A 23,136-nucleotide genomic window follows, 5' to 3' on the forward strand; every position below is an offset into this window, starting at 1 on the left:
ACCGAACGGGCCCGACCCTCCCGTCACATCCATCCGGCACGCGTGGGGCGTGCCGGCCGGACGGGGCGGGTGAATCGCGAGAACGCGGGCCCGATGTGGTTGTCAGTGGCGGTGCCGTTCGTGGTCCCGACCCCCTGCGGTCTTGACCACTCACTGACTATTACTTTACGAACGCTTTACCTTCCGCGCCAGCGAAACGCCGAAACTTTCCGCGTCATTTCGGGCATTTTCTGATGCGGTTGTTAACGCAAGCGACAGTTGTTACCGCGTGGGGCGGATGCGACGACGAAGTTTTCGCGCTCCGGCGAAATCCGGATCTCGCCCGCGGGGGGCGCGAGGGCTCAGGCCTCGATGACCGTCGGGATGATCATCGGCCGGCGGCGGATCTTGCGCCCGACCCAGGGTCCGATGGTGCGGCGCACCACCTGCTGGAGCTGGTGGGAGTCGGTGATGCCCTGCGAGGTCGCGTCCAGGAGCGCCTGCTCGATCCGGGGGCGGATCTCGTCGAAGACGACGTCGTCCTCGACGAAGCCGCGCGCCGTGATCTCGGGGCCGGCGACGATCGTGCCCGAGGAGGTGTCGACGACGACGACGACCGAGATGAAGCCCTCGTCGCGCAGGATCCGTCGGTCCTTCAGGAGGGTCTCGTCGGCCTCCCCGACGGACGACCCGTCGACGTAGACGTACCCGCACTCGACCGAGCCGGCGACCGACACCCGGCCCTGGACGAGGTCGACGACCACCCCGTCCTCGACGACGACGACGCCGCGGGGGTCCACTCCGGTGCGCATCGCGAGGTCGGCGTTGGCGACGAGATGACGCCACTCCCCATGCACCGGCATGACGTTGCGCGGCTGGACGATGTTGTAGAGGTAGATGAGCTCGCCGGCGCTCGCGTGGCCCGACACGTGGACCTTGGCGTTGCCCTTGTGGACGACGGTCGCTCCGAGCCGCATGAGCCCGTTGATGACCCGGTAGACCGCGTTCTCGTTGCCGGGGATGAGCGAGGAGGCGAGCAGCACCGTGTCGCCGGTGCCGACCTCGATGCGGTGGTCGCGCATCGCCATCCGGGAGAGCGCCGCCATCGGCTCGCCCTGGGATCCCGTGCACACGAGGACCACCTGGTCGTCGGGCAGGTCGCCCAGCTGCTTGACGTCGACGAGAACCCCGTCGGGGACGTGGAGGTAGCCGAGGTCCGCGGCGATGCCCATGTTGCGGACCATGGACCGGCCGATCATCGCCACCTTCCGCCCGGACGCGGCGGCGGCGTCGAGGACCTGCTGCACCCGGTGCACGTGCGAGGAGAAGCACGCGACGATGATCCGGCGCTCGGCCTGGCGGAAGACGGTGTCGATGGCGGGGCCGATCTCGCGCTCGGGCGTGGTGAAGCCGGGCACCTCGGCGTTCGTGGAGTCGGTGAGGAAGAGGTCGACGCCCTCCTCCCCCAGGCGCGCGAAGGCGCGCAGGTCGGTGAGCCGCCCGTCGAGGGGGAGCTGGTCCATCTTGAAGTCGCCGGTGTGCAGCAGCGTCCCGCCGGGGGTCCGCACACAGACGGCGAGCGCGTCCGGGATCGAGTGGTTGACGGCGATGAACTCGCAGTCGAAGACGCCGAGCCGCTCGCGGCCGCCCTCCGCGACGCCCAGGGTGTAGGGCGTGATCCTGTGCTCCTTGAGCTTGGCCTCCAGGAGCGCGAGGGTCAGCTGGGAGCCGACGACGGGGAGGTCCGGGCGCAGCCGCAGCAGGTAGGGCACGGCGCCGATGTGGTCCTCGTGGCCGTGGGTGAGCACGATCGCCTGGATGCGGTCGAGCCGGTCGGCGATGGAGGAGAAGTCCGGGAGGATGAGGTCGATGCCGGGGTGGTAGTCGTCGGGGAAGAGGACACCACAGTCGATGACGAGCAGCTGGCCGTCGTGCTCGATGACCGTCATGTTCCGGCCGACCTCGCCGAGGCCGCCGAGCGGCGTGACCCGCACGCCTCCCGGGACGAGCGGTGCTGGCAGGTCGAGGTCGGGGTGCGGGTGGCTCATGCGTCCGTCGGGGCCGGGAGGGTGGCGAGCGCGGCCCGGAGCGCCTCGAGGTGCTCGGGCGGGGATTCGAGCAGGGGCAGCCGGACCGTCGCGTGCTCGATGACGCCGAGCTCGACGAGGGCGGCCTTGGCCATGATCGCGCCCTGCGACGGGCTCATGATCGCGTCGACGACGGGGACGAGCCCCCGGTGCAGGCGCAACGCCTCCGGGAGGTCGCCGCGGTCCACCGCCTCGACCATCGCCCGGTACTGCGCCCCGGCGACGTGGCCGACGACCGAGACCGTGCCGACCGCGCCGATGGCGAGCAGGGGCAGGGTCAGGGCGTCCTCGCCGCTGAACCACAGCAGGTCGGTGGCCGCCATGACCCGCGTGGAGGCGGCGAGGTCGCCCTTGGCGTCCTTGACGGCCAGGATGCGCGGGTGCTCGGCGAGGGCCAGCAGGGTCTCGGTCGCGAACGGGATGCCGGTGCGCCCGGGGATGTCGTACAGCATCACCGGCAGGTCGGTGGCGTCCGCGACCGCGCGGCAGTGCGCGACGAGGCCCGGCTGGGTGGGCTTGTTGTAGTACGGGGACACCAGCAGGAGGGCGTCGGCGCCGGCCTCGACGGCCCGGCCGGCCATGTGCACCGCGTGCGCCGTGTCGTTGGACCCGCAGCCGGCGACGACCCGCGCCCGGCCGGCGACGTGGTCGGCGACCCGACAGACGACCGCGATGCTCTCGTCGTCGGTGAGGGTCGAGGACTCGCCGGTCGTCCCGTTGACGACGAGGCCGTCGTGCCCGGTCGCCAGCAGGTGCTCGACGAGGGCGTCGACCCCCGCGTCGTCGACCTCCCCTCTGGGTGACATGGGGGTCACCATCGCCGTGAGGACGCGGCCGAAGGGGGATGTCGTCATGGGCGTCAGCGTAGTGCGCACCCGTGCGCGGGAGTGGCCTGGGATCCCCGGCGCAGCCCCCTCCCCGGCCCGGCGAGCGCTCCGGTTGCCGACCCGTGGGCGCGGGTCTACGTTCGGCACCGGACGCCTCTGCGTCCCGGTCACGGCGGGGGACCTCCCCACCGTCGGCCGCGGGGACGCAGGCACGCCGGGGGGCTGTACGCAGCGCGGCGCGGTCGTCGTCCTTCGGTCTTCCAGCAGCATCACCCGAGGGGGAATCATGATCATCAAACGCATGGCGGCCGGGGTGCTCGCCACCATCGGCCTGGCGGCGGCACTCGTCGCCGCGGCACCGTCCGCGACGGCGGCGGCCAAGAACGGTGTGTGCGAGTCCAACGAGTTCTGCCTGTACTACAACAGCGGCAACGCCGGGTCCCTCGTCGACCTCGTCAACTCCCAGCGGGACTACGGCACCGGCGCGGGGTGCATCGAGTTCGTCAGCACCGGCAGCGGCAAGGGGCAGTGCGTGAAGAACAACACCGCCTCGGTGTGGAACCGCACCGGTGGTCCGGTCTTCGTCTTCTACAACACCGACTTCGGCGGCGTGTACGACAAGATCCCGGCCGGCGCGAAGGTCGACCTCAACGCCAACGTCAAGAACGACAACGCGTCGCAGATCGTCGGGGACGCCGAGCTGCGGTTCCCGCTCAACGTGACCCAGGCGCACGTGAAGAACCAGTCACCGAAGTGGTGCTGGGACAGCAAGGTCAACTGCCACCACGACTACAACGCCGCGGACATCTTCGTCGCGACCGGCAGCGCCGTCGTGTCCCCCGTGAACGGCACGGTGAAGTCGGTCAACGTCCGCTCCAGCGGGGTCGGCAGCACGGTCACCGTCAAGGACTCCTTCGGTCGCCTGTGGTACTTCGCCCACATGCACCACAACCCGGCGCCCGTCGTCACCACCGGCCAGTCGGTGACCAAGGGCCAGCGGATCGGCACCATCGGCACCTCCGCCCACGCGGTGGGCACCGACCCGCACCTCCACCTCGACATGCGCGTCGGCGTCGACTCGCGCGTCTCGTGCAGCGGCTCGGGGTGCGCCGGCTACGGGTTCGTCAACAACCAGCCCCTCCTGCGCACCGCGTTCCTGGACCGTCCGGCGAGCTGAGCGCTGCTGCTCGCGAGCCCACGGGTGGCAGGTGTCGGCGCCGCGCGTCGGCACCTGCCGCCGGGTCCCGGTCCCGAGTAGGCTCGCCGCGTGCGCCAGTACCTCGACCTCCTCGACCACGTGATGACCACCGGCGTCGAGAAGTCCGACCGCACCGGCACCGGCACCCGCAGCGTCTTCGGGTACCAGATGCGCTTCGACCTCGGCGCCGGGTTCCCGGTGCTCACGACGAAGAAGCTGCACCTGCGCTCCATCATCGGCGAGCTCCTGTGGTTCCTGCGCGGTGACACCAACGTGCGGTGGCTCCAGGAGCGGCGGATCTCGATCTGGGACGAGTGGGCCGACGAGAACGGCGACCTCGGGCCGGTGTACGGCCACCAGTGGCGCTCGTGGCCGACGCCCGACGGGGGCACGGTCGACCAGATCGCCAGGGTCGTCGAGTCGATCCGCACCAACCCCGACTCGCGCCGGCACATCGTCTCGGCGTGGAACGTCGCCGACGTCGACGACATGGCGCTGCCGCCCTGCCACACGATGTTCCAGTTCTACGTCCGGCCCGCCGCCGACGGTGGCCCGGCCCACCTCGACTGCCAGCTGTACCAGCGCAGTGCCGACGTCTTCCTCGGTGTCCCCTTCAACATCGCGTCCTACGCCCTGCTGACGATGATGGTCGCCCAGCTCACCGGGCTGCGGGCCGGGCACTTCGTGCACACCCTCGGCGACGCGCACCTGTACGCCAACCATCTCGAGCAGGCCGCCCTCCAGCTGACGCGCGAGCCGCTGCCCCTGCCCACGATGCGCATCACTCCCCGGGACTCCATCGACGCCTACGACCTCGAGGACTTCGAGCTCGTCGGCTACGAGGCGCACCCGTCGATCAAGGCGCCGATCGCCGTATGACCAGGGTCTCGCTCATCGCCGCCGTCGGCCGCAACGGCGTCATCGGCTCGGGCAATGCGATGCCCTGGCACCTGCCGGAGGACTTCGCCTACTTCAAGCGGACGACGATGGGCCACCCGATGGTCATGGGCCGCAAGACCTTCGACGCGATCGGGCGGGTGCTCCCGGGGCGGCGCAGCATCGTCATCACCCGGCGCCCCGACTGGTCGCATGCGGCCGTCGAGACCGCCCACTCGCTCGCCGAGGCCCTCTCGCTCGCCGGGCCCGCGGACGAGGTGTTCGTCGTGGGCGGCGGCGAGGTCTACGCCGAGGCGATGCCCTACGCGCACCGGCTGCTCGTCACCGAGGTGGACCAGGAACCGGAGGGCGACGTGCACTTCCCGCCGATCGACCCGGCGGCGTGGAGCGAGACCTCGCGCGAGCAGCGGGACGGCTTCGCCTGGGTCACCTACGACCGTCGCTGACGGCCGCGCCCGTGCCGGCCTCCCGACCGGCCTACGTCGGCGGCAGGGACCGGGCGTACTCCAGCCCCACGGTCACCCAGCGGCGGAGGTCCTCGTCGGCGGCGACGGCCTCGTCGCTGACGCGCAGCCACCCGTCCATCTCGCGACCTCGCATCTCGACGCGTCTGACCCGCGGCGGGTCCAGCAGGGCCTCGGTCTCGGCGGGGTCGCAGCGGAGCATGAGGCCGCCCTCCCCGCTCGCGGCCACGGCCATGGAGCCGTGGACGAGGAAGGCGAGGCCGCCGAACATCCGCTGCTCGGTGAGGTCCCGCTCGCCCTGGACGACGCCGCGGATTCGCTCGGCCAGGACCTGGTCGTACGCCATCCGGCCAGTATGGCGGGCGCGACCGGTCGGTAGGGTCGGGGGATGCCCGTCCTCGCCTCCCTCGCCGACCACGTCGCCGTCCTGACCCTCGACCGGCCGGAACGGCGCAACGCGCTCACCCTCGACGCGCTCGACGAGCTGCACGCGGCGGTCGTGGAGTCCGTGGACGCCGGCGCCCGGGCACTCGTGCTGACCGGCGCCGACGGTCACTTCTGCGCCGGGGCCGACCTCACCGAGCTCGAGGACGTCTCGTTCACCCAGCGCCTGGCCGAGGTCCTCGAGCACCTCGCCGGCATCCCGGTCACGACCATCGCGGCCGTCGAGGGCTCGTGCCTGGGCCTGGGGATGCAGCTCGCCCTCGCGTGCGACGTCCGGGTGGTCGCCGACACCGCCCGGTTCGGGGTCCCCGTCGCGAAGCTCGGGCTCATGGTCGACCACTGGACCCTGGACCGGCTCGCCCGGTTCTGGGGTGAGGGTGCCGCCCGGCACATGGTCCTGACCGCCGCGGTCCTCGACGCGGACGACGCGTGGCGGCTCGGGTTCGCCCAGGAGCGTGGCGACCTCGACACCGCGATGGGTGTCGCCGCCCGCGCCACCGGCCTCGCCCCGCTCACCCAGGCCGGCTCCAAGCAGGGCCTCGGGGTGGAGCGCACGGACGACGAGTCGGTGTCCCGGTACGAGGCCGCGTTCGCCCGGGCGTGGTCCAGCGACGACCTCGCCGAGGGACGGGCCGCGTTCGCCGAGCGCCGCGAGCCGCGCTTCACGGGGGCCTGATGAGCGAGCACCCGCACGAGCACGGCCCGGGCGACGGGCACGGCCACGAGCACTCCCCCGGGCCGCTCGCCGACGCCAGCGTCCGCCGGGCACGCCCGAACGACGCCCCCGCCGTCGGCATGGTCCAGGCCGTCGTCTTCCGGGATGCCTACAGCGGGCGGCTCCCCGACGACGTGCTCGAGGCGTTCGACCCCGAGCCGTTCGCCCGGGCCTGGCGCGAGAGCCTCACCCACCCCCCGGAGGGCGCCTACCGGCTGCTCGTCGCCTGCGCCGGGGACCAGGTCGTCGGGGCGGCGGCCACCGGGCCGTCGCAGGACCCCGACGCCGACCCGGCGTGGGGCGAGGTCAGCCTGCTCGCGGTGCATCCCGACGCCCGCCGCCAGGGCCACGGCTCGCGGCTCGTCAACGCCAGCGTCGACCTGCTCCTCGAGGCCGGTGCCGACGCCGTCACCATCTGGCTGCCGGCCGACGACGACGGCACCCGGGCGTTCCTCACCGGCTCCGGGTTCGGCCCCGACGGCGCCTACCGCGACCGCGTCGTCTCGCCACGGGGCGAGACGATGCGCGAGGTGCGACTCGTCGCTCGGATCGCCCCGGACGAGGGATGACGACCGTCGCCGACACGCCGCTCCCCGAGGCGCGGCGACGCGAGGTCATGCGGCAGGCGCTCTCCGTCGGCGCCGCGACCGGCGCGTACGGCATCTCCTTCGGCGCGCTCGCCGTCGCCTCGGGGCTCACCGTGCTGCAGACGCAGGCGCTGTCGCTGCTGCTCTTCAGCGGTGGCTCGCAGTTCGCGGTCGTCGGGGTCCTCGGTGCCGGCGGGTTCGGCCTGGCGGCGGTGGCGGCGTCCACCCTGCTCGGGGTGCGCAACGGCCTCTACGCCCTCCAGACCTCCCGCTTCCTCGGCGTGGCGGGCCTGCGCCGGCTCGCAGCCGCCCACCTCACCATCGACGAGTCGACCGCCGTCGGCGTGGCCCAGCCCGAGCGGGCGGCCCAGCGGCTGGGGTTCTGGGTCACCGGGGTCGCGGTGTTCGTCGGGTGGAACCTCATGACCCTCGTCGGGGCGCTCGTCGGCAACGCCATCGGCGACCCGCGCAGCTACGGTCTCGACGCCGCTGCCGCTGCCGCGTTCGCCGCGCTGCTGTGGCCGCGCCTGCGCAGCGGAGACGCCGTCGCGACGGCGGTGCTCGCCGCGTTCGTCGCCCTCGTGGCGGCGCCCGCGCTCCCGGCCGGCGTCCCGGTCATCCTGGCGGCGGGGGCCGCCGTCGCCGTCGGCCTGCGCCGGGGTGGGCGCCACGAGCGCCCGCCGTCGCCGGACGCCGAGCCGCACGGAGCGGACCCGCTGCCGTGACGACCTGGGCCACCGTGCTCCTCGCCTGCGCCGCCGCCTTCGGGCTCAAGCTGGCGGGCTACCTCGTCCCGGCCGGGTGGGTCCGGGGTGAGCGTCGCTCCCGCGTCATCGCCCTTCTTCCGGTGGCGCTGCTGGCGGCGCTGGTGGCCGTGCAGACGGTGGTCGGGGACGGCGGCGCGCTCCTGCTCGACGCAAGGGCCGCCGCGCTGGCTGCGGCGGTCGTGCTGCTCGTGCTGCGCGCGAACTTCCTCGTCGTCGTCGGCGCGGCGGCTGCGGTCGCCGGGATCCTGCGCGCGCTCGGCTGGGCCTGAGCGAGCCGTCAGGTCCGCGTCGCCGCGCGGTACCGGTCGAGGACGACGTCGACGACGCGGTCGTCGGGCAGCAGCGGCCCCGTGACGACCTCCGCGCCGCAGGACTCGAGCCGACGCTGGAAGAAGCCGGGCGCCAGGAGGTAGGACGCCACGACGACCCGCGGCGCGCCCTCGATCCGCGCCGCGGTGACCCCGCACGCCACGGGCGGACGGGGTCCTGCGGCGTAGGCGAGGCGCACCGGGACCCCGAGCCGCTCACCCAGCCGTCGGGCCACGTCCGCGGAGTCGGCCTGGGCGCGCTCGTCACTGGACCCCGCCGGGGCGAGGACCACGGCCGCGTCCCGCGGTGCATCGGCCGCTGCGAGCCGGTCGCGGACGACGTCGACGAGCCGGTCGTCCGGGCCCAGGGCGCCGGTGACGACGACGTCCGGCCGCCCGGCCACCGCCTCCGCCAGGTCGACCCGGACGTGGAACCCCGCCGCGAGCAGCAGCGGCACGACGACCCCGGCCGGGCCCCCGCCGCCTGCCGGTGGGATCCCGGCGACCACGTCGGCGACCTCGGGGCCGTGGACGTCGACGTACGCCTCCCGGACGTCGACCTCGGGGAGCCGCGCGGCCACGGCCCGCACGAGCTCTGTCACCGTTTCGCGGCCGCGGGGGTCGCGGGTGCCGTGCGCGCACACGACGAGCACCGGCGCGGGCGCCTCAGGGGTCACCGGCGCCACCGCGCTCCGGGGTCCGGCACACCGGGTCGTCGAGGAACCCCTCCGCCGCGACGCGTCCCAGGACCACGATCGCCGGCGGGCGCACCCCCGCGTCGGCCATGACCGCAGCCGCCGTCGACACCGTGGCCCGGGTGACCCGCTCGAGTGCGGTCGAGCCCTTCTCGATGGCCGCGACCGGCAGGTCGGGGTCGACGCCGTCCGCGAGGGCCGCGGCGCAGATCTGCGGCAGCGACGACACCGCCATGAGGAGCACGACGGTGGCGCCGGCGGCGAGCGCGCCCGTCGTCGCCGGGTCGGCACCGGCGTGCCCGGACGTCACGAGCACGGAGGTCGCGACGCCGCGCTGGGTGACCGGGATGCCCGCGAGGGCCGGCACGGAGAACGCCGAGGTGATCCCGGGCACCACCTCGACCGGGATGCCCGCTGCCCGGCAGGCGTGGACCTCCTCGCCCCCGCGCCCGAAGACGTACGGGTCCCCGCCCTTGAACCGCACGACCGTCCGGCCGGCCGCCGCGTGCTCGACGAGGATCCGGTTGATCTCCTCCTGGGGCACCGGGTGGTTCGTCGGGCTCTTGCCGACGTCGACCACCTCGACGTCCTCGGGCAGCTGCTCGAGGAGCCAGGTGGCGCCGAGCCGGTCGGTGACGACGACGTCGGCGGTGGCCAGGGCCTCGCGACCGGCCGTCGTGACGAGCCCGGCCGCCCCCGGGCCGCTGCCGACGAGGACGACCCGACCCTCCCCCGCCCGGTGCCGGCGCAGGTCCACCTGCCCGGACTCGATGTACCGACCGACGGCGTCGCGCACCGCGGCGGCGCGGCGGGGGTCGGGCGGGCCCTGGTTGACGACGCCGACGCGCAGGTCGCCGTGGGTGCTGGAGGCCGCGACCCGGGCCGACCCCGACGCGCCCTCGGAGGCGTTGACGCACCAGGTGCGGTGGGCCTCGCACCATGCGGCGACCCGGGCGTTGAGCCCGGCGTCGGACGTGGCCGCCACGACGAGCCAGGCCCCGTGGAGGTCGGGCTCCTCGACGGCCCGGGCGAGGAGCGAGACATCACCGTGTGAGGCCACGCGTCGCGCCTCGGCCGACGGCTCCGGGTCGACGAGGACGACGTGGGCGCCGTCCTCGACGAAGCGCCGCGCCCGGCGGACCCCGACCGGTCCGGCCCCGACGACGACGACGCGGCGCCCGGCCAGGTCCAGCCCGACGAGGGTCGTCACCCGCCGAGCCCGAGATAGTGCTCGAGGCCGACCGTCAGCCCGGGGCGGCCGGAGACCTGACGGACCGCCGCGAGCACCCCGGTCATGAACGAGGCCCGGTCGAAGGAGTCGTGCCGCAGGGTGAGGGTCTCGCCGGCACCGCCGAGGAGGACCTCCTGGTGGGCCACGAGGCCGCGGAGGCGCACCGAGTGCACCGGGATGCCGTGCACGCGGGCTCCCCGTGCGCCGTCGGGGTCGTGGGTCGTTGCGTCGGGGACGGCAGCGGCGCCGGCCTCGTCGCGGGCTGCGCCGATGAGCTCGGCGGTGCGGGCTGCCGTGCCCGACGGCGCGTCGACCTTGTCGGGGTGGTGCAGCTCGACGACCTCGACGGACTCGAAGAAGGGCGCGGCCCGGCGGGCGAACTCCATCATGAGGACGGCCCCGACGGCGAAGTTGGGCGCGACGAGCACCCCGACGTCCGGCTGCTCGGCGAGCTGGGCGCGGAGGGTGTCGAGCCGCTCGCCGGACCAGCCGGTGGTGCCGACGACGACGTGGACCCCCTGCTCGACGCAGTGGGCGACATTGGCCGGTGAGGCGTCCGGGACCGAGAACTCGACGACGACGTCCGCGCCGCCGAGGTCCCCGAGGTCGTCACCGGCGTCGTAGCGCCCCACGAGCCGCAGATCGTCTGCTGCCTCCACGGCCGCGCACACCGTGGACCCCATCCGGCCCGCAGCACCGATGACGGCCACCGTCGTCACACTCATGGCGGCCACTGTAGCCAGCCCCGGGTGCGGCCCGGGCGCGTGCCCGGGCCGCCCCGACCGCCCCGGTGTTTACGTTTCGTTCATCTTCCGTCCACCTGTGGGGTACCCTGAAGGTGAACAACAGGTGAACGAGCCGGAAGGGGGCTCCCATGAAGAAGGTCGCGACCACGACGACCCGCAACGGCCTGGCCGTGCGCTGGGTGCCGGTCGTCGACACCGACGGACGGACCCGGATGGAGATGCGCTGGCGCACGCCGCACCAGCTCCGTCCCCGCACCGCCGCCTGACGACGCCGCACCCGCACCGCGAGAGGCCCGCTCCACCACTGGTGGCGCGGGCCTCTCGCATGCCGACGGTGCGGCCGTCACGCCCAGGCCGCTCCCCCACCGGGTCGCGGGCCGCGCTCGGGCCAGCCGGGCTCGCCGAGCGCCTCGGGATCGACCGGTGGGACGCCGCGACGCGAACAAGCGTCGCGCTCGTCCTCGACGACGTCGCGGTCCGTCGTGGCGACCTTCGCGCCGTGCGACGTGCCGCGGGTTCTCTTGAGCCCCATGTCATCCCCCCTGATCGACCACTCGGCCCCCCGGCCGCGATTACCTCACGGTAACCCATGGTCGGCGGCGAGCCTGTCCCGAAGCGGCCACCGTCACCGGACGGCCGCCGGACACGACGGAGCCCCGGCGCACCTGGGGTGCACCGGGGCTCCGGTCGGTCGGCCTGCGATCAGGCGTCGGTGGACGCGCCCTCGTCGGAGCGCTCACCACGACCACGGCCACCGCGACGGCGACGGGTGCGACGCGGCCGGTCGCCGTCCTCGCCCCGCTCCTCGCCGGAGTCGGCGGCCTCGTCGCCGGTGTCCTCGTCGTCGACGTCGTCGACATCGGCGACGACGGGCGCCTCGGCCGGAGCCGACGGCGCGTCGTCGGAGTCGCCCTGGCCCTCGGCGAGGACCGCGGCGAGGCTGAGCTTGCCGCGCGGGTCGATCTCCTTGAGCTCGACCTGGATCTTCTGACCCACGGCGAGGACGTCCTCGACGGCGTCGATCCGCTTGCCACCGACGAGCTTGCGCACCTCGGAGATGTGCAGCAGGCCGTCCTTGCCCGGGAGCAGGGAGATGAACGCGCCGAAGGTCGTCGTCTTCACGACGGTCCCGAGGAAGCGCTCGCCGATCTCCGGCATCTGCGGGTTAGCGATCGCGTTGATCGCGGCCCGCGCGGCCTCGGCCGAGGGGCCGTCGGTCGCACCGATGTAGATCGTGCCGTCGTCCTCGATCGAGATCTGGGCGCCGGTGTCGTCCTGGATCTGGTTGATCATCTTGCCCTTCGGCCCGATGACCTCGCCGATCTTGTCGACCGGCACCGTCACCGAGATGACGCGAGGAGCGTAGGGGCTCATCTCGTCGGGGGCGTCGATGGCCTCGTTCATGACGTCGAGGATGTGGAACCGGGCGTCACGGGCCTGGGTCAGCGCGCTGCCGAGCACGTCGGCGGGGATGCCGTCGAGCTTGGTGTCGAGCTGGATGGCCGTGACGAACTCCCGGGTGCCGGCGACCTTGAAGTCCATGTCGCCGAAGGCGTCCTCGGCACCGAGGATGTCGGTGAGCGCGGCGTACTGCGTCTGCCCGTCGACCTCGGCCGAGACCAGGCCCATCGCGATGCCGGCGACCGGCGCGCGCAGCGGCACCCCGGCGTTGAGCATCGACAGGGTGGACGCGCAGACCGAGCCCATCGACGTCGAGCCGTTGGAGCCGAGGGCCTCGGACACCTGACGGATCGCGTAGGGGAACTCCTCGCGCGTCGGCAGGACCGGCATGAGGGCCCGCTCGGCGAGCGCCCCGTGGCCGATCTCGCGGCGCTTCGGCGACCCGACCCGCCCGGTCTCACCGGTGGAGTAGGGCGGGAAGTTGTAGTTGTGCATGTACCGCTTGCGCGTGACCGGCGACAGGGTGTCGAGCTGCTGCTCCATGCGGAGCATGTTCAGCGTCGTGACGCCCATGATCTGGGTCTCGCCGCGCTCGAAGATCGCCGAGCCGTGCACGCGCGGGAGCACCTCGACCTCGGCCGAGAGCGCCCGGATGTCGGCCAGGCCGCGCCCGTCGATGCGGACCTTGTCCTTGAGGATGCGCTCGCGGATGAGCTTCTTCTGCACGGCGCGGTAGGCCGCCGACAGCTCCTTCTCGCGACCCTCGAAAGCGCCCGCGAGCGAGGCCTTCATCGAGTCCTTGATCGCGTCGATGCGCTCCTCGCGCTCCTGCTTGCCGGCGATCTGCAGCGCGGCGGTCAGGTCGGCGGAGGTGGCGGACTCGACCGCGGCGTACGCGTCGTCCTCGTAGTCGAGGAAGGTCGGGAACTCCTCGACCGGCTTGGCGGCCGTGGCGGCGAGCTCGGCCTGCGCGTCGCACAGGACCTTGATGAACGCCTTGGAGGCCTCGAGGCCCTGGGCCACGACCTCCTCGGTGGGCGCGGTCTTGCCCTCGTTCTTCACGAGGTTCCACGTCGACTCGGTGGACTCCGCCTCGACCATCATGATCGCGACGTCGTCACCGGCGACACGGCCGGCGACGACCATGTCGAACGTCGAGCGCTCCACGTCGGAGAAGTTCGGGAAGGCGACCCACTGGCCGTCGATGAGGCTGACGCGGACCGCGCCGATCGGGCCGGAGAACGGCAGGCCCGAGATCTGGGTCGAGGCGCTCGCGGCGTTGATCGCGAGGACGTCGTACTGGTGGTCGGGGTTGAGCGACAGCACCGTGATGACGACCTGGACCTCGTTGCGCAGACCCTTCTTGAAGGTCGGGCGCAGCGGGCGGTCGATGAGACGGCAGGTGAGGATCGCGTCCGTGGACGGGCGGCCCTCGCGGCGGAAGAACGAGCCGGGGATCTTGCCCGCGGCGTACATCCGCTCCTCGACGTCGACGGTCAGGGGGAAGAAGTCGAAGCCCTCGCGCGGGTGCTTCCCGGCGGTGGTGGTGGACAGGAGCAGCGTGTCCTCGTCCAGGTAGGCGCTGACAGCGCCTCCGGCCTGCTTGGCCAGACGCCCGGTCTCGAACCGGACGGTGCGGGTGCCGAAGCTGCCGTTGTCGATGACGGCTTCGGTTGCGGTGATTTCGGGACCCTCCATGGGGCCTCCTTTTCTCGTGAATCTCTTCGACCTCGCGCATCGTCGTTGTGCGCGGGCGTGTCGTTCAGACGGCGCCGCGGGTGGCGGCACCGGGTGCTGACGATGTTCAGTTGTGGGTTCTTCAGAGCGGGCGTGGCCCGTTCATACGAGAAGGCGGTCCCCACACGGATGTGGGGACCGCCCGCTCGGAAGTCTCAACGACGCAGACCGAGGCGCTTGATCAGCGAGCGGTAGCGCTCGACGTCGATGCTCTCCAGGTAGCGGAGGAGCCGGCGACGGCGGCCGACCATGAGCAGCAGACCACGACGGGAGTGGTGGTCGTGCTTGTGCTCGCGGCTGTGCTCGGTGAGGTCGAGGATGCGCTGGGTGAGCAGCGCGACCTGCACCTCGGGGGAACCGGTGTCACCCTCGCTGGTGCCGTACTCGGTCATGATCTTCTTCTTGACGTCGGTGCTCAGTGGCATGGGGCGACGACTCCTGTTCCTGGTTTCTGCTGCGCGGCGCTCCCGGGCTGGTTCACCGGGGCTCTCTGGATCCGCGGCCGATCTGACGGCAGTAGTCGAGATTACCAGCGGGGGTACGGGCGTCCTAATCGGGCCACGCCTCGGTCGACGTGAGGTGACACGCCGACGCACTGCGGGGCCGGGCGGCGTGTCGCCTCCTCTCGAGGTTCGCCGGCGTGAGCTCGCGTCGCCGTCTTGCCGCAGCACCTGCCCGGATGCCGCGAGCCGACGTACGCTCGGAGGACGGTCGCAGACCCACAGAGAGGTGGACGACGTGCGCCAGCGAGGCCCCAGCCCAGCCCCGGCCCCCGCTCCGGCCGACCCGGAGCGTGCCGCCTCGGTGCGCGCCATCGCCGAGCAGCTGGCTCGGGCCCGCGGGCCGCTCATGCCGATCCTCCACGAGGTGGTCGCCACCCACGGCTACGTGCACGACGACGACATCCCGGTGCTCGCCGACGTGCTCAACCTCAGCCGCGCCGACGTCCTCGGGGTCGTCAGCTTCTACCACGACTTCCGGCGCACTCCCCCGGCTGCGCATCGCGTCTCGCTCTGCCGCGCGGAGGCGTGCCAGGCCCGCGGCGCCGAGGCCACCTACGCCGCCGCGGCCGACCGCTGGGCCGGGTCCACGGAGGTCGAGGTCGGCGAGGTGTTCTGCCTCGGCAACTGCGCCCTCGGGCCGGCCGGGACCCTCGACGGCGCCCTGCACGCCCGCCTCACCCCGGACCGCCTCGACGAGCTGACCCAGGGGTGGCACCGGTGACCGCCACCGTCTGGGTGCCGTGCGACGCCGCCGCCGTGTCGGTGGGCGCCGACGCCGTGGCCGACGCCCTCGCCGCGGCCGGTGCCACGGTCCGGCGCAACGGCTCGCGCGGGATGCTGTGGCTCGAGCCCCTCGTCGAGGTCGAGACCGGCGCCGGGCGCGTCGGGTTCGCCACCGTCACGCCCGGGCAGGCCGGCGACCTCCTCGCCGGCGAGCTGCACGACACCGGGCAGGACCTCGGCGTCGTCGACGAGCACCCGTGGCTGGCGCGCCAGCACCGGGTGTCGTTCGCGCGGGTGGGGGTCATCGAGCCCACCGACCTCGCCGCGTACCGGGCCCACGGCGGCCTGGCCGGGCTCGAGCGCGCCCTCACCCTGACCGCCGAGGAGGTCGTCCGGGAGGTCACCGACTCCGGCCTGCGGGGCCGGGGCGGCGCGGGCTTCCCCGCCGGCATCAAGTGGGAGACGGTCCGGACGGCGCAGGCCGACGTGAAGTTCGTCTGCTGCAACGCCGATGAGGGCGACTCCGGCACCTTCGCCGACCGGATGCTCATCGAGGGCGACCCGTTCACCCTCATCGAGGGGATGGCCATCGCGGCCGTCGCCGTCGGCGCCACCGAGGGCTTCGTCTACCTCCGCAGCGAGTACCCGCATGCGATCCGCACCCTACGGCGCGCCATCGACATCGCGTACGCACACGGCCTGCTCGGCGGCTCGGTGCTCGGCAGCGGCCACCGCTTCGACCTCGACGTGCGGGTCGGCGCCGGCGCGTACATCTGCGGCGAGGAGACCTCGATGCTCGACTCGCTCGAGGGCAAGCGCGGCGAGGTGCGGGCCAAGCCGCCGATCCCCGCGCTCCGGGGCCTGTTCGGCAAGCCCACCGTCGTCAACAACGTGCTCACCCTGGCCGCCGCCCCGATGGTCCTCGCCGACGGCGGGGCCGCGTACGCCGCCCTCGGCACCGGCAGGTCCCGCGGCACGCAGGTCTTCCAGCTGGGCGGCAACGTGGCCCACGGCGGCATCGTCGAGGCCGACTTCGGCATCAGCCTGCGCGAGCTCGTCGAGGACTTCGGCGGCGGCACCGCGTCCGGCCGGCCGGTCAAGGCCGTGCAGGTCGGCGGCCCGCTCGGGGCGTACCTGCCGCCGGAGCGGTTCGACCTCCCGATGGACTACGAGGCCTTCGCCGAGGCGGGCGCCATGGTGGGGCACGGCGGCATCGTCGTCTTCGACGAGTCGATGGACGCCGGCGCGATGGCCCGCTTCGCGATGGAGTTCTGCGCCAAGGAGTCCTGCGGCAAGTGCACCCCGTGCCGGGTCGGGTCCACCCGGGGGGTCGAGGTCATCGACCGGATCCGGGCGGGGACGCAGCGCGAGTCCAACCTCGTCCTGCTCGAGGATCTCTGCGCGACGATGGCCAAGGGCTCGCTGTGCGCGATGGGGGGCCTGACGCCGATGCCGGTGCGCAGCGCCCTCGAGCACTGGCCCGAGGACTTCGGCGTGCCCTCGCCCGTCCCCTCCGCCCCGCTCCTACCCCCCGCGGCTTTCTCGGGTGACCCGAGAAACCCGCACTCCACCCCGGAAGCATTCTCGGGTGCAGCGGGGGGTTCCCGGGTGGAGGAGCACGACGACAGCGCCACGAGCACCGACGGAGGAGCCCGGCCATGACGACCATCGACGAGACCCACCCTGTCGAGGAGATCGACTACGGCACCCCGCGGGTGGCCTCCACCGAGTCCGCCACCGTGACGGTCGACGGCCGCGAGGTCACCGTCCCCGCCGGCACGTCGGTGATGCGCGCCGCCGCCGAGGCGGGCATCAGCATCCCGAAGCTGTGCGCCACCGACTCGCTCGCGGCGTTCGGGTCGTGCCGGCTCTGCCTCGTCGAGGTCGAGGGCGGCAAGGGCACGCCGGCCTCGTGCACCACCCCGTGCAGCGACGGCATGGTCGTGAGCACCCGCACCGAGCAGGTGCGCGACCTGCGCCGCAACGTCATGGAGCTGTACCTGTCGGACCACCCCACCGACTGCGACGGCTGTGCCCGGGGCAACTGCGAGATGCAGCGCCTGGCCCGGGAGACCGGAGTGGCCGAGGTCCGCTACGGGCTCGACGGCGCGAACCACCTGCACGAGACCACCGACCACAGCAACCCGTACTTCGACTACGACCCGGCGGCCTGCATCGTCTGCTCGCGCTGCGTGCGGGCCTGCGACGAGACCCAGGGCACGTTCGCGCTCACCGTCCAGGGCCGCGGCTTCGACTCGCGCATCACCCCCGGCGGCACCGACTTCCTGTCCTCCGAGTGCGTCTCCTGCGGCGCCTGCGTCCAGGCCTGCCCCACCGACGCCCTCACCGAGCGGTCGGTCGTCCAGCTCGGGATGCCGACCCGGTCGGTCGACACGACGTGTGCGTACTGCGGCGTCGGCTGCTCGTTCAAGGCCGAGGTGCAGGGCGAGGGCGACGACACGCGCGTCGTGCGCATGACGCCGTCGAAGGCCGGCGGCGCCAACGAGGGCCACTCGTGCGTCAAGGGCCGCTTCGCGTACGGGTACACCGCCCACCAGGACCGCCAGCTGCACCCGATGGTGCGCGACTCCATCGACGACGAGTGGCGGGTGGTCTCCTGGGAGGAGGCGATCGCGTGGGTCGCCGCGGGCTTCACGGCCATCCAGGACGAGCACGGCGTCGGGTCGATCGGCGGCATCTCGTCCTCGCGGTGTACCAACGAGGAGGTCTACGTCGTCCAGAAGATGGTGCGGGCGGCGTTCGGCAACAACAACATCGACACCTGCGCGCGGGTCTGCCACTCCCCCACCGGCTACGGGCTCAACCACGCGTTCGGCACCTCGGCGGGCACCCAGGACTTCAAGTCGGTCGAGGAGTGCGACGTCATGCTCGTCATCGGCGCCAACCCCACCGACGCCCACCCGGTGTTCGCGTCCCGGATGAAGCGGCGGATGCGCGACGGTGCCCGGGTCATCGTGGCCGACCCCCGCCGCATCGACCTCGTCCGCAGCCCGCACGTCGAGGCCGCCTTCCACCTGCCGGTGCGGCCGGGGACCAACGTCGCGTTCGTCAACGCGATGGCGCACGTCATCGTCACCGAGGGCCTGCACGACGCCGAGTTCGTCGCCTCGCGCACCGAGGGGGCCGACGGCTACCTCGAGTTCATCGCCCGGCCGGAGCACTCCCCCGAGGCCACCGAGGCCGAGACCGGCATCCCGGCCGCGGACCTGCGGGCCGCGGCGCGGCTGTACGCGGCGGGGCCGAACTCGGCGATCTACTACGGGCTCGGGGTCACCGAGCACAGCCAGGGCTCGACGATGGTCATGGGGATGGCGAACCTGGCCATGCTCACCGGCAACCTCGGCCGCGAGGGCGTCGGCGTCAACCCGCTGCGCGGCCAGAACAACGTCCAGGGCTCCTGCGACATGGGCTCCTTCCCGCACGAGCTGCCGGGGTACCGGCACGTGTCGCGGCCGGAGGTGCGCGAGATCTACGAGTCGCTGTGGGGCGTGCCGATCCAGCCGGAGCCGGGGCTGCGCATCCCCAACATGTTCGACTCGGCCATCGGCGGGTCCTTCCTCGGGCTGTACGTGCAGGGCGAGGACATCGCGCAGTCCGACCCGAACACCCAGCACGTCGAGGCGGCACTGCGGGCGATGAAGCTGGTCGTCGTCCAGGACCTGTTCCTCAACGAGACCGCGCGCTTCGCCCACGTCTTCCTGCCCGGCGCCTCCTTCCTCGAGAAGGACGGCACGTTCACCAACGCCGAGCGCCGGCTCAACCGGGTGCGGCCGGTCATGCCGTCGCGGGTGGGCAAGGACGAGTGGCAGGTCGTCTGCGAGATCGCGACGGCGATGGGCTACCCGATGTCGTACGGCTCGCCGGCCGAGATCATGGACGAGATCGCGGCCACCACCCCGACGTTCGCTGGGGTCTCGTTCGCGCGGCTCGACGCCGAGGGCTCGATGCAGTGGCCGGTCACCGACGCCGCCCCGCACGGGACGCCGACCATGCACGTCGGCTCGTTCGTCCGCGGCCTGGGCCAGCTGACCCCGACGGTGTACGTGCCGACGACCGAGCGGGCGAACCGCCGGTTCCCGCTCGTGCTGACGACCGGGCGGATCCTCTCGCAGTACAACGTCGGCGCGCAGACCCGGCGGACCCCCAACTCGACGTGGCACCCCGAGGACGTCCTCGAGATCCACCCCTCGGACGCCGAGCTGCGGGGCATCAGCGACGGCGACGTCGTCGAGCTGTCGTCCCGGGTCGGCGCCACCCGCCTCACGGCGGTGCTCTCGGAGCGGATGCCGGCCGGCGTCGTCTACACGACGTTCCACCACCCCGTCACGGGCGCGAACGTCGTGACGACCGAGAACTCGGACTGGGCCACGAACTGCCCGGAGTACAAGGTGACGGCCGTCCAGGTGACCGTGGCGACGGAGGCCACCCGGGCCGAGGCCGGCGCGGCCCCGGAGGCCCGCTCGGACGCGATGCCCGCGGGGGCGCTGGCGAGGCGGCAGTGAGCGGCGACGTCGCCCCCGTCGTGCGGCTCGGCCACGACCTGGTCCGCAACTTCGAGGCGCTGCCGCCCGAGAAGGCCGCCGAGGAGGTCGCGACCCACATCCGGAAGTTCTGGGACCCCCGGATGCGCCACGACCTGCTCGCGCGGGTTCGGCGCGGCGACACCGACCTGCACCCGCTGCTGGTCCGCGCCGCCGAGGACCTCGTCGACGGCGACGTCGACCGCGCGGAGATCCGGGAGCCCTCCGGCGGCTAGCCCTGGACGGCTGGAGCGCTCAGCGCAGCGAGGCGACGACGAGCCGGGTCCGCTCCGGGACCGGCGACGCCGCCGAGGTGCCGGCCTCGACCGGCCGGGGCGTGCGGGGCGCGGTGAGCCAGCGCCGGGCCGGGCGCTCGACGCGCGTCATGACCAGCCACGCCGCGGCCGCGAGCACCCCGACGAAGGCCGCCAGCACGACCGCGGACAGCAACGCGTTGCCGGCGGCCAGGGCCGTCGCCCGCTCCATCGGCCACTCGAAGAGCCAGTGCACCATGTACAGCGCGTACGACGCCTCGCCGGCGGCGACCAGCCCGGGGCGGGACAGCACCCGCACGAGCCGGCCGGAGGAGGCCGCGAGCGCGGCGACGCCGAGGCCGAGCGCCGGGGCCACCCAGTAGCGGCCGCTGGCGGCCGCCGGCACGAGGGCCACGACGGCGAGGGCGGCGGGCAGCACGAACGCCCAGCGGCCGAGCCGCGCCCCACCGCGGACCCAGGCGAGGCAGAGCAGCATCCCGCCGATGAACTCCCCCATGATCCGGACCCAGAACATGTTCTCGAGGTTGCCGTTGGGCAGGGCCATCGTCGCGAAGATGCCGAGCATCACGCCGTAGGAGAGCCCGGCGAGCAGCAGGGCGCTGCTCGCGCGTCGCAGCCGGACGACGAGCACGAACAGCAGGGGCGCGACGAGGTAGGCGAACCACTCGGCGCTGATCGACCAGGCCGGGGAGTTGAAGCTGGGCCGGTCGTTGACCCAGTAGTGCACCATCGCGAGGTTCTCGACGTACGCCTCGCCGGTCCGGCGGTGCCCACCGGCGGTGACCCCGAGGGTGCCGATGAGGGCCGCGATGACGAGGTCGAGATGCAGCGTCAGGGCGTGCACCGGCCACACCCGCGCGAACCGGTTGCGGACGAAGCCGACGGTGTCGCGCCAGCGCAGGGTGCTCATCTTGTCGGCGTAGGTGTAGGCGAGGATGAAGCCGCTGAGCGCGAAGAAGAGGTCGACCCCGAGGTACCCGCCGCGCATGAAGGTGTCGAGGGGCGCGAGGGCGGGCTCGAGGGTGAGGATCTCCTCGCGGTAGTGGAAGAGCACGACCCACGCCGCGGCCACCGCCCGCAGGCCGGTGAGCGCAGGCAGCGCGGGCCGCCGGGTCGGGGAGTGCATCCTCCCGACTATGTCACGAAACGGTAACGGTCAGCGAGTCGGCGCCCTCGCCGGCGCGGGGCCGGCTCACGACGGGTGGTCGCGCGGCTCGTCCTCCTCCTCGTCGACGGGCACCTCCAGGTGCTGCTCCACGACATCGGCCTCGTCGGCTTGCGGCCGGGACAGGAGCTCGTCCTCGATGGCCTCCACGTCCTCGTCGGACAGCACGGGCTCACGGTCGGAGTCGGGCGGGTGGACCATGGTGCACCTCCTCGGGTCGGTCTGCGTCCCTCTGGTCTACTCCCTCCGCACCCTCGGGCACCACCCCGGGCCGGCACCGACCCGGGTCGTCGTCCCGTAGCGTGGCTCCCCGCGGCGGGACCCTGGGCCCACATCGCGGAGAGGAACTGCCATGAGGGTCGCCCTCGCCAATGCCGTGCTCCGTGCCTCCGGGTGGACGGCGGTCGGCGACGTGCCGCGCACCGGCATCCTCGTCGGCGCTCCGCACACGTCCAACTGGGACTTCGTGATGATGCTCCTCGTCATGTGGCGGGGCGACGTGACGCCCCGGGTGCTCATCAAGAAGGAGCTGTTCCGGGGCCCCCTCGGCTGGCTGCTGCGGCGGCTCGGCGGCATCCCGCTCGACCGGAACAACCCGGGCCAGGTCGTCCGCGAGCTGGTCCGCGAGGCCCGCAGTGGCGAGCCCTTCCTCCTCATCCTCGCCGCCGAGGGCACCCGCACCCAGGGCGAGTACTGGAAGTCGGGCTTCTGGCGCATCGCCCGGTCGGCGAAGCTGCCGATCGCCCTCGCGTTCATCGACGGCCCGAGCCGCACCACCGGGTTCGGCCCCACCATCACGGCGACCCCCGACGTCGTCGCGGACATGGACCTCGTCCGCGCCTTCTACCGGGACAAGCGGGGCATCCACCCCGAGCGCCGCACCGAGCCCCGCCTCCGCGAGGAGGACCGGGCGACCGGCGACTCCTCCTGACGGCCCACGCTTGACAACATACAACCAGTTGGTTGTATGTTGTCCCTGTGAGCGAGCCCGACGAGGACCGGACCGATGCGCTGTTCCACGCGCTCTCGGACCGGACCCGGCGCGACATCCTGCGCCGCGTCCTCGCCGGGGAGCACTCGGTCACGGCCCTGGCGGCGAGCTACGACATGAGCTTCGCCGCCGTCCAGAAGCACGTCGCCGTCCTCGAGAGGGCCGGCCTGCTGACGAAGCGGCGCTCCGGCCGCGAGCAGCTGGCCAGCGGCGACGTGGAGGCCGTCCGGTCGGTGGCCTCGATGCTCGACGAGCTCGAGGGCATCTGGCGCGGGCGCGTCGCCCGGATCGACCACCTACTCACGGAGGAGAACTGACATGCCCGTCACCGACATCACCAAGGACGTCGACGCCCGGACCCTGACCATCACCGCGGACTTCGCCGCGCCGGTCGAGCGCGTCTGGGCCCTGTACGAGGACCCGCGCCAGCTCGAGCAGGTGTGGGGACCGCCGGACTACCCGGCGACCTTCGTCGACCACGAACTGCGGCCGGGGACGCGGTCCACGTACTACATGACCGGCCCGGAGGGCGAGAAGTTCGCCGGCTTCTGGGACATCACCGGGGTCGAGGCGCCGCACCGGTTCACCTTCGAGGACGGGTTCGCCCACGAGGACCTGACGCCCAACACCGACCTGCCCGTGTCGAGCAACGACTTCACCTTCGAGCGCACCGACGGTGGCACCCGCGCGGTCTTCACCTCCACCTACGCGAGCGCCGAGGCGCTCCAGCAGGTGCTCGACATGGGGGTCGAGGAGGGCTCGCGGGCGGCCATCGACCAGATCGACGCCTTCCTCGCGGCCGCCTAGCCCCATCGGCTCATGGACCGTGCCGCCGCGACGGTTCTACGCTCGAAG

The 23,136-nt window shown here is 73.0% G+C and carries 26 protein-coding genes; 15 read left to right on the plus strand and 11 right to left on the minus strand.

Features of this window, described 5'->3' with window-relative positions; translation table 11 throughout:
- Positions 1-341: 341 nt before the first annotated feature.
- Entirely contained in the window at positions 342-2,027 is a 1,686-nt protein-coding gene (locus Q0963_RS13830) for a ribonuclease J (RefSeq protein ID WP_299447004.1), read from the minus strand.
- The gene (gene dapA / locus Q0963_RS13835; RefSeq protein ID WP_299447007.1) at positions 2,024-2,920 is read right to left on the minus strand and encodes a 4-hydroxy-tetrahydrodipicolinate synthase; all 897 of its coding nucleotides are present in this window, start codon (positions 2,918-2,920) and stop codon (positions 2,024-2,026) included. The genes Q0963_RS13830 and dapA overlap by 4 nt, the downstream gene beginning before the upstream one ends.
- 259 nt (positions 2,921-3,179) lie before the next feature.
- Here dapA and Q0963_RS13840 point away from each other — a divergent pair, with 259 nt between their 5' ends.
- The 3 genes from Q0963_RS13840 to Q0963_RS13850 all read left to right on the plus strand — a co-directional run bounded on the left by Q0963_RS13840 (position 3,180) and on the right by Q0963_RS13850 (position 5,434).
- Positions 3,180-4,070, plus strand: a complete 891-nt coding sequence (locus Q0963_RS13840; protein ID WP_299447009.1) for a peptidoglycan DD-metalloendopeptidase family protein — start codon at positions 3,180-3,182, stop codon at positions 4,068-4,070.
- Positions 4,071-4,160: 90 nt separating this feature from the next.
- On the plus strand, positions 4,161-4,970 hold the full coding sequence (locus tag Q0963_RS13845) for a thymidylate synthase (protein WP_299447012.1): 810 nt from the start codon (positions 4,161-4,163) through the stop codon (positions 4,968-4,970).
- On the plus strand, positions 4,967-5,434 hold the full coding sequence (locus tag Q0963_RS13850; RefSeq protein WP_299447015.1) for a dihydrofolate reductase: 468 nt from the start codon (positions 4,967-4,969) through the stop codon (positions 5,432-5,434). The genes Q0963_RS13845 and Q0963_RS13850 overlap by 4 nt, the downstream gene beginning before the upstream one ends.
- A 31-nt stretch (positions 5,435-5,465) precedes the next feature.
- Here the strand turns inward: Q0963_RS13850 and Q0963_RS13855 are convergent, their stop codons facing one another.
- Positions 5,466-5,798, minus strand: coding sequence for a TfoX/Sxy family protein (locus tag Q0963_RS13855; protein WP_299447018.1), 333 nt, complete (start codon positions 5,796-5,798; stop codon positions 5,466-5,468).
- A gap of 42 nt (positions 5,799-5,840) precedes the next feature.
- Here Q0963_RS13855 and Q0963_RS13860 point away from each other — a divergent pair, with 42 nt between their 5' ends.
- From Q0963_RS13860 to Q0963_RS13875, 4 genes are read left to right on the plus strand one after another with little or no spacing between them, the layout of a single operon-like run.
- Positions 5,841-6,572 (plus strand): enoyl-CoA hydratase-related protein, encoded by a 732-nt coding sequence (locus tag Q0963_RS13860; RefSeq protein WP_299447023.1) that lies wholly within the window; start codon positions 5,841-5,843, stop codon positions 6,570-6,572.
- Complete coding sequence (locus Q0963_RS13865) at positions 6,572-7,180, plus strand: GNAT family N-acetyltransferase (protein ID WP_299447026.1); 609 nt, start codon at positions 6,572-6,574, stop codon at positions 7,178-7,180. Before Q0963_RS13860 ends, Q0963_RS13865 begins: the two co-directional genes overlap by 1 nt.
- Entirely contained in the window at positions 7,177-7,923 is a 747-nt protein-coding gene (locus tag Q0963_RS13870) for an AzlC family ABC transporter permease (protein WP_299447029.1), read from the plus strand. Before Q0963_RS13865 ends, Q0963_RS13870 begins: the two co-directional genes overlap by 4 nt.
- The gene (locus Q0963_RS13875; protein ID WP_299447032.1) at positions 7,920-8,234 is read left to right on the plus strand and encodes an AzlD domain-containing protein; all 315 of its coding nucleotides are present in this window, start codon (positions 7,920-7,922) and stop codon (positions 8,232-8,234) included. Before Q0963_RS13870 ends, Q0963_RS13875 begins: the two co-directional genes overlap by 4 nt.
- Before the next feature lie 8 nt (positions 8,235-8,242).
- On the opposite strand, the gene Q0963_RS13880 is transcribed toward Q0963_RS13875, so the two are convergent.
- The 3 genes from Q0963_RS13880 to dapB are packed head-to-tail and all read right to left on the minus strand — an operon-like array spanning position 8,243 to position 10,924.
- On the minus strand, positions 8,243-8,950 hold the full coding sequence (locus tag Q0963_RS13880) for a sirohydrochlorin chelatase (protein ID WP_299447035.1): 708 nt from the start codon (positions 8,948-8,950) through the stop codon (positions 8,243-8,245).
- Positions 8,940-10,178 carry a uroporphyrinogen-III C-methyltransferase gene (gene cobA / locus Q0963_RS13885; RefSeq protein ID WP_299447038.1) on the minus strand — a complete coding sequence of 413 codons (1,239 nt, stop codon included), beginning with the start codon at positions 10,176-10,178 and terminating at the stop codon, positions 8,940-8,942. Before cobA ends, Q0963_RS13880 begins: the two co-directional genes overlap by 11 nt.
- The gene (gene dapB / locus Q0963_RS13890) at positions 10,175-10,924 is read right to left on the minus strand and encodes a 4-hydroxy-tetrahydrodipicolinate reductase (RefSeq protein WP_299447041.1); all 750 of its coding nucleotides are present in this window, start codon (positions 10,922-10,924) and stop codon (positions 10,175-10,177) included. The genes cobA and dapB overlap by 4 nt, the downstream gene beginning before the upstream one ends.
- Positions 10,925-11,073: 149 nt before the next feature.
- On the opposite strand from dapB, the gene Q0963_RS13895 reads away from it, so the two are divergent.
- A complete protein-coding gene (locus tag Q0963_RS13895) occupies positions 11,074-11,211 on the plus strand; it encodes a hypothetical protein (RefSeq protein WP_299447044.1) in 138 nt (45 codons plus the stop codon).
- A 77-nt stretch (positions 11,212-11,288) separates the two neighbouring features.
- Here the strand turns inward: Q0963_RS13895 and Q0963_RS13900 are convergent, their stop codons facing one another.
- The 3 genes from Q0963_RS13900 to rpsO all read right to left on the minus strand — a co-directional run bounded on the left by Q0963_RS13900 (position 11,289) and on the right by rpsO (position 14,508).
- Positions 11,289-11,477: a hypothetical protein gene (locus Q0963_RS13900; protein ID WP_299447047.1), complete on the minus strand. Its 189-nt coding sequence runs from the start codon at positions 11,475-11,477 to the stop codon at positions 11,289-11,291.
- A 170-nt stretch (positions 11,478-11,647) separates the two neighbouring features.
- Positions 11,648-14,044 (minus strand): polyribonucleotide nucleotidyltransferase, encoded by a 2,397-nt coding sequence (locus Q0963_RS13905; RefSeq protein ID WP_299447050.1) that lies wholly within the window; start codon positions 14,042-14,044, stop codon positions 11,648-11,650.
- Between the two features lie 194 nt (positions 14,045-14,238).
- On the minus strand, positions 14,239-14,508 hold the full coding sequence (rpsO, locus tag Q0963_RS13910; protein ID WP_299447053.1) for a 30S ribosomal protein S15: 270 nt from the start codon (positions 14,506-14,508) through the stop codon (positions 14,239-14,241).
- Positions 14,509-14,821: 313 nt separating this feature from the next.
- Here rpsO and Q0963_RS13915 point away from each other — a divergent pair, with 313 nt between their 5' ends.
- Genes Q0963_RS13915 through Q0963_RS13930 form a run of 4 tightly spaced genes read left to right on the plus strand, consistent with a single transcriptional unit; the run spans position 14,822 to position 20,086 of the window.
- The gene (locus Q0963_RS13915) at positions 14,822-15,307 is read left to right on the plus strand and encodes an NAD(P)H-dependent oxidoreductase subunit E (protein ID WP_299447056.1); all 486 of its coding nucleotides are present in this window, start codon (positions 14,822-14,824) and stop codon (positions 15,305-15,307) included.
- The gene (locus tag Q0963_RS13920; protein ID WP_299447059.1) at positions 15,304-16,971 is read left to right on the plus strand and encodes an NADH-ubiquinone oxidoreductase-F iron-sulfur binding region domain-containing protein; all 1,668 of its coding nucleotides are present in this window, start codon (positions 15,304-15,306) and stop codon (positions 16,969-16,971) included. Before Q0963_RS13915 ends, Q0963_RS13920 begins: the two co-directional genes overlap by 4 nt.
- Entirely contained in the window at positions 16,968-19,832 is a 2,865-nt protein-coding gene (fdhF, locus tag Q0963_RS13925; RefSeq protein WP_299447062.1) for a formate dehydrogenase subunit alpha, read from the plus strand. The genes Q0963_RS13920 and fdhF overlap by 4 nt, the downstream gene beginning before the upstream one ends.
- The gene (locus Q0963_RS13930; protein ID WP_299447065.1) at positions 19,829-20,086 is read left to right on the plus strand and encodes a formate dehydrogenase subunit delta; all 258 of its coding nucleotides are present in this window, start codon (positions 19,829-19,831) and stop codon (positions 20,084-20,086) included. The genes fdhF and Q0963_RS13930 overlap by 4 nt, the downstream gene beginning before the upstream one ends.
- Positions 20,087-20,105: 19 nt before the next feature.
- Here the strand turns inward: Q0963_RS13930 and Q0963_RS13935 are convergent, their stop codons facing one another.
- Together Q0963_RS13935 and Q0963_RS13940 are read right to left on the minus strand one after the other, a co-directional pair.
- Entirely contained in the window at positions 20,106-21,251 is a 1,146-nt protein-coding gene (locus Q0963_RS13935) for an acyltransferase (protein WP_299447068.1), read from the minus strand.
- 66 nt (positions 21,252-21,317) lie between these two features.
- Positions 21,318-21,491 (minus strand): hypothetical protein, encoded by a 174-nt coding sequence (locus Q0963_RS13940; protein WP_299447071.1) that lies wholly within the window; start codon positions 21,489-21,491, stop codon positions 21,318-21,320.
- Between the two features lie 151 nt (positions 21,492-21,642).
- On the opposite strand from Q0963_RS13940, the gene Q0963_RS13945 reads away from it, so the two are divergent.
- From Q0963_RS13945 to Q0963_RS13955, 3 genes are read left to right on the plus strand one after another with little or no spacing between them, the layout of a single operon-like run.
- Positions 21,643-22,221, plus strand: coding sequence for a 1-acyl-sn-glycerol-3-phosphate acyltransferase (locus tag Q0963_RS13945; RefSeq protein WP_299447074.1), 579 nt, complete (start codon positions 21,643-21,645; stop codon positions 22,219-22,221).
- A 47-nt stretch (positions 22,222-22,268) separates the two neighbouring features.
- Positions 22,269-22,598 carry a helix-turn-helix transcriptional regulator gene (locus tag Q0963_RS13950; RefSeq protein ID WP_299447077.1) on the plus strand — a complete coding sequence of 110 codons (330 nt, stop codon included), beginning with the start codon at positions 22,269-22,271 and terminating at the stop codon, positions 22,596-22,598.
- A gap of 1 nt (position 22,599) precedes the next feature.
- Positions 22,600-23,088, plus strand: coding sequence for an SRPBCC domain-containing protein (locus Q0963_RS13955; protein ID WP_299447080.1), 489 nt, complete (start codon positions 22,600-22,602; stop codon positions 23,086-23,088).
- Positions 23,089-23,136: the final 48 nt, after the last annotated feature.

Source organism: uncultured Phycicoccus sp., assembly GCF_947495705.1.
In the GTDB taxonomy this organism is placed as follows: domain Bacteria; phylum Actinomycetota; class Actinomycetes; order Actinomycetales; family Dermatophilaceae; genus Phycicoccus.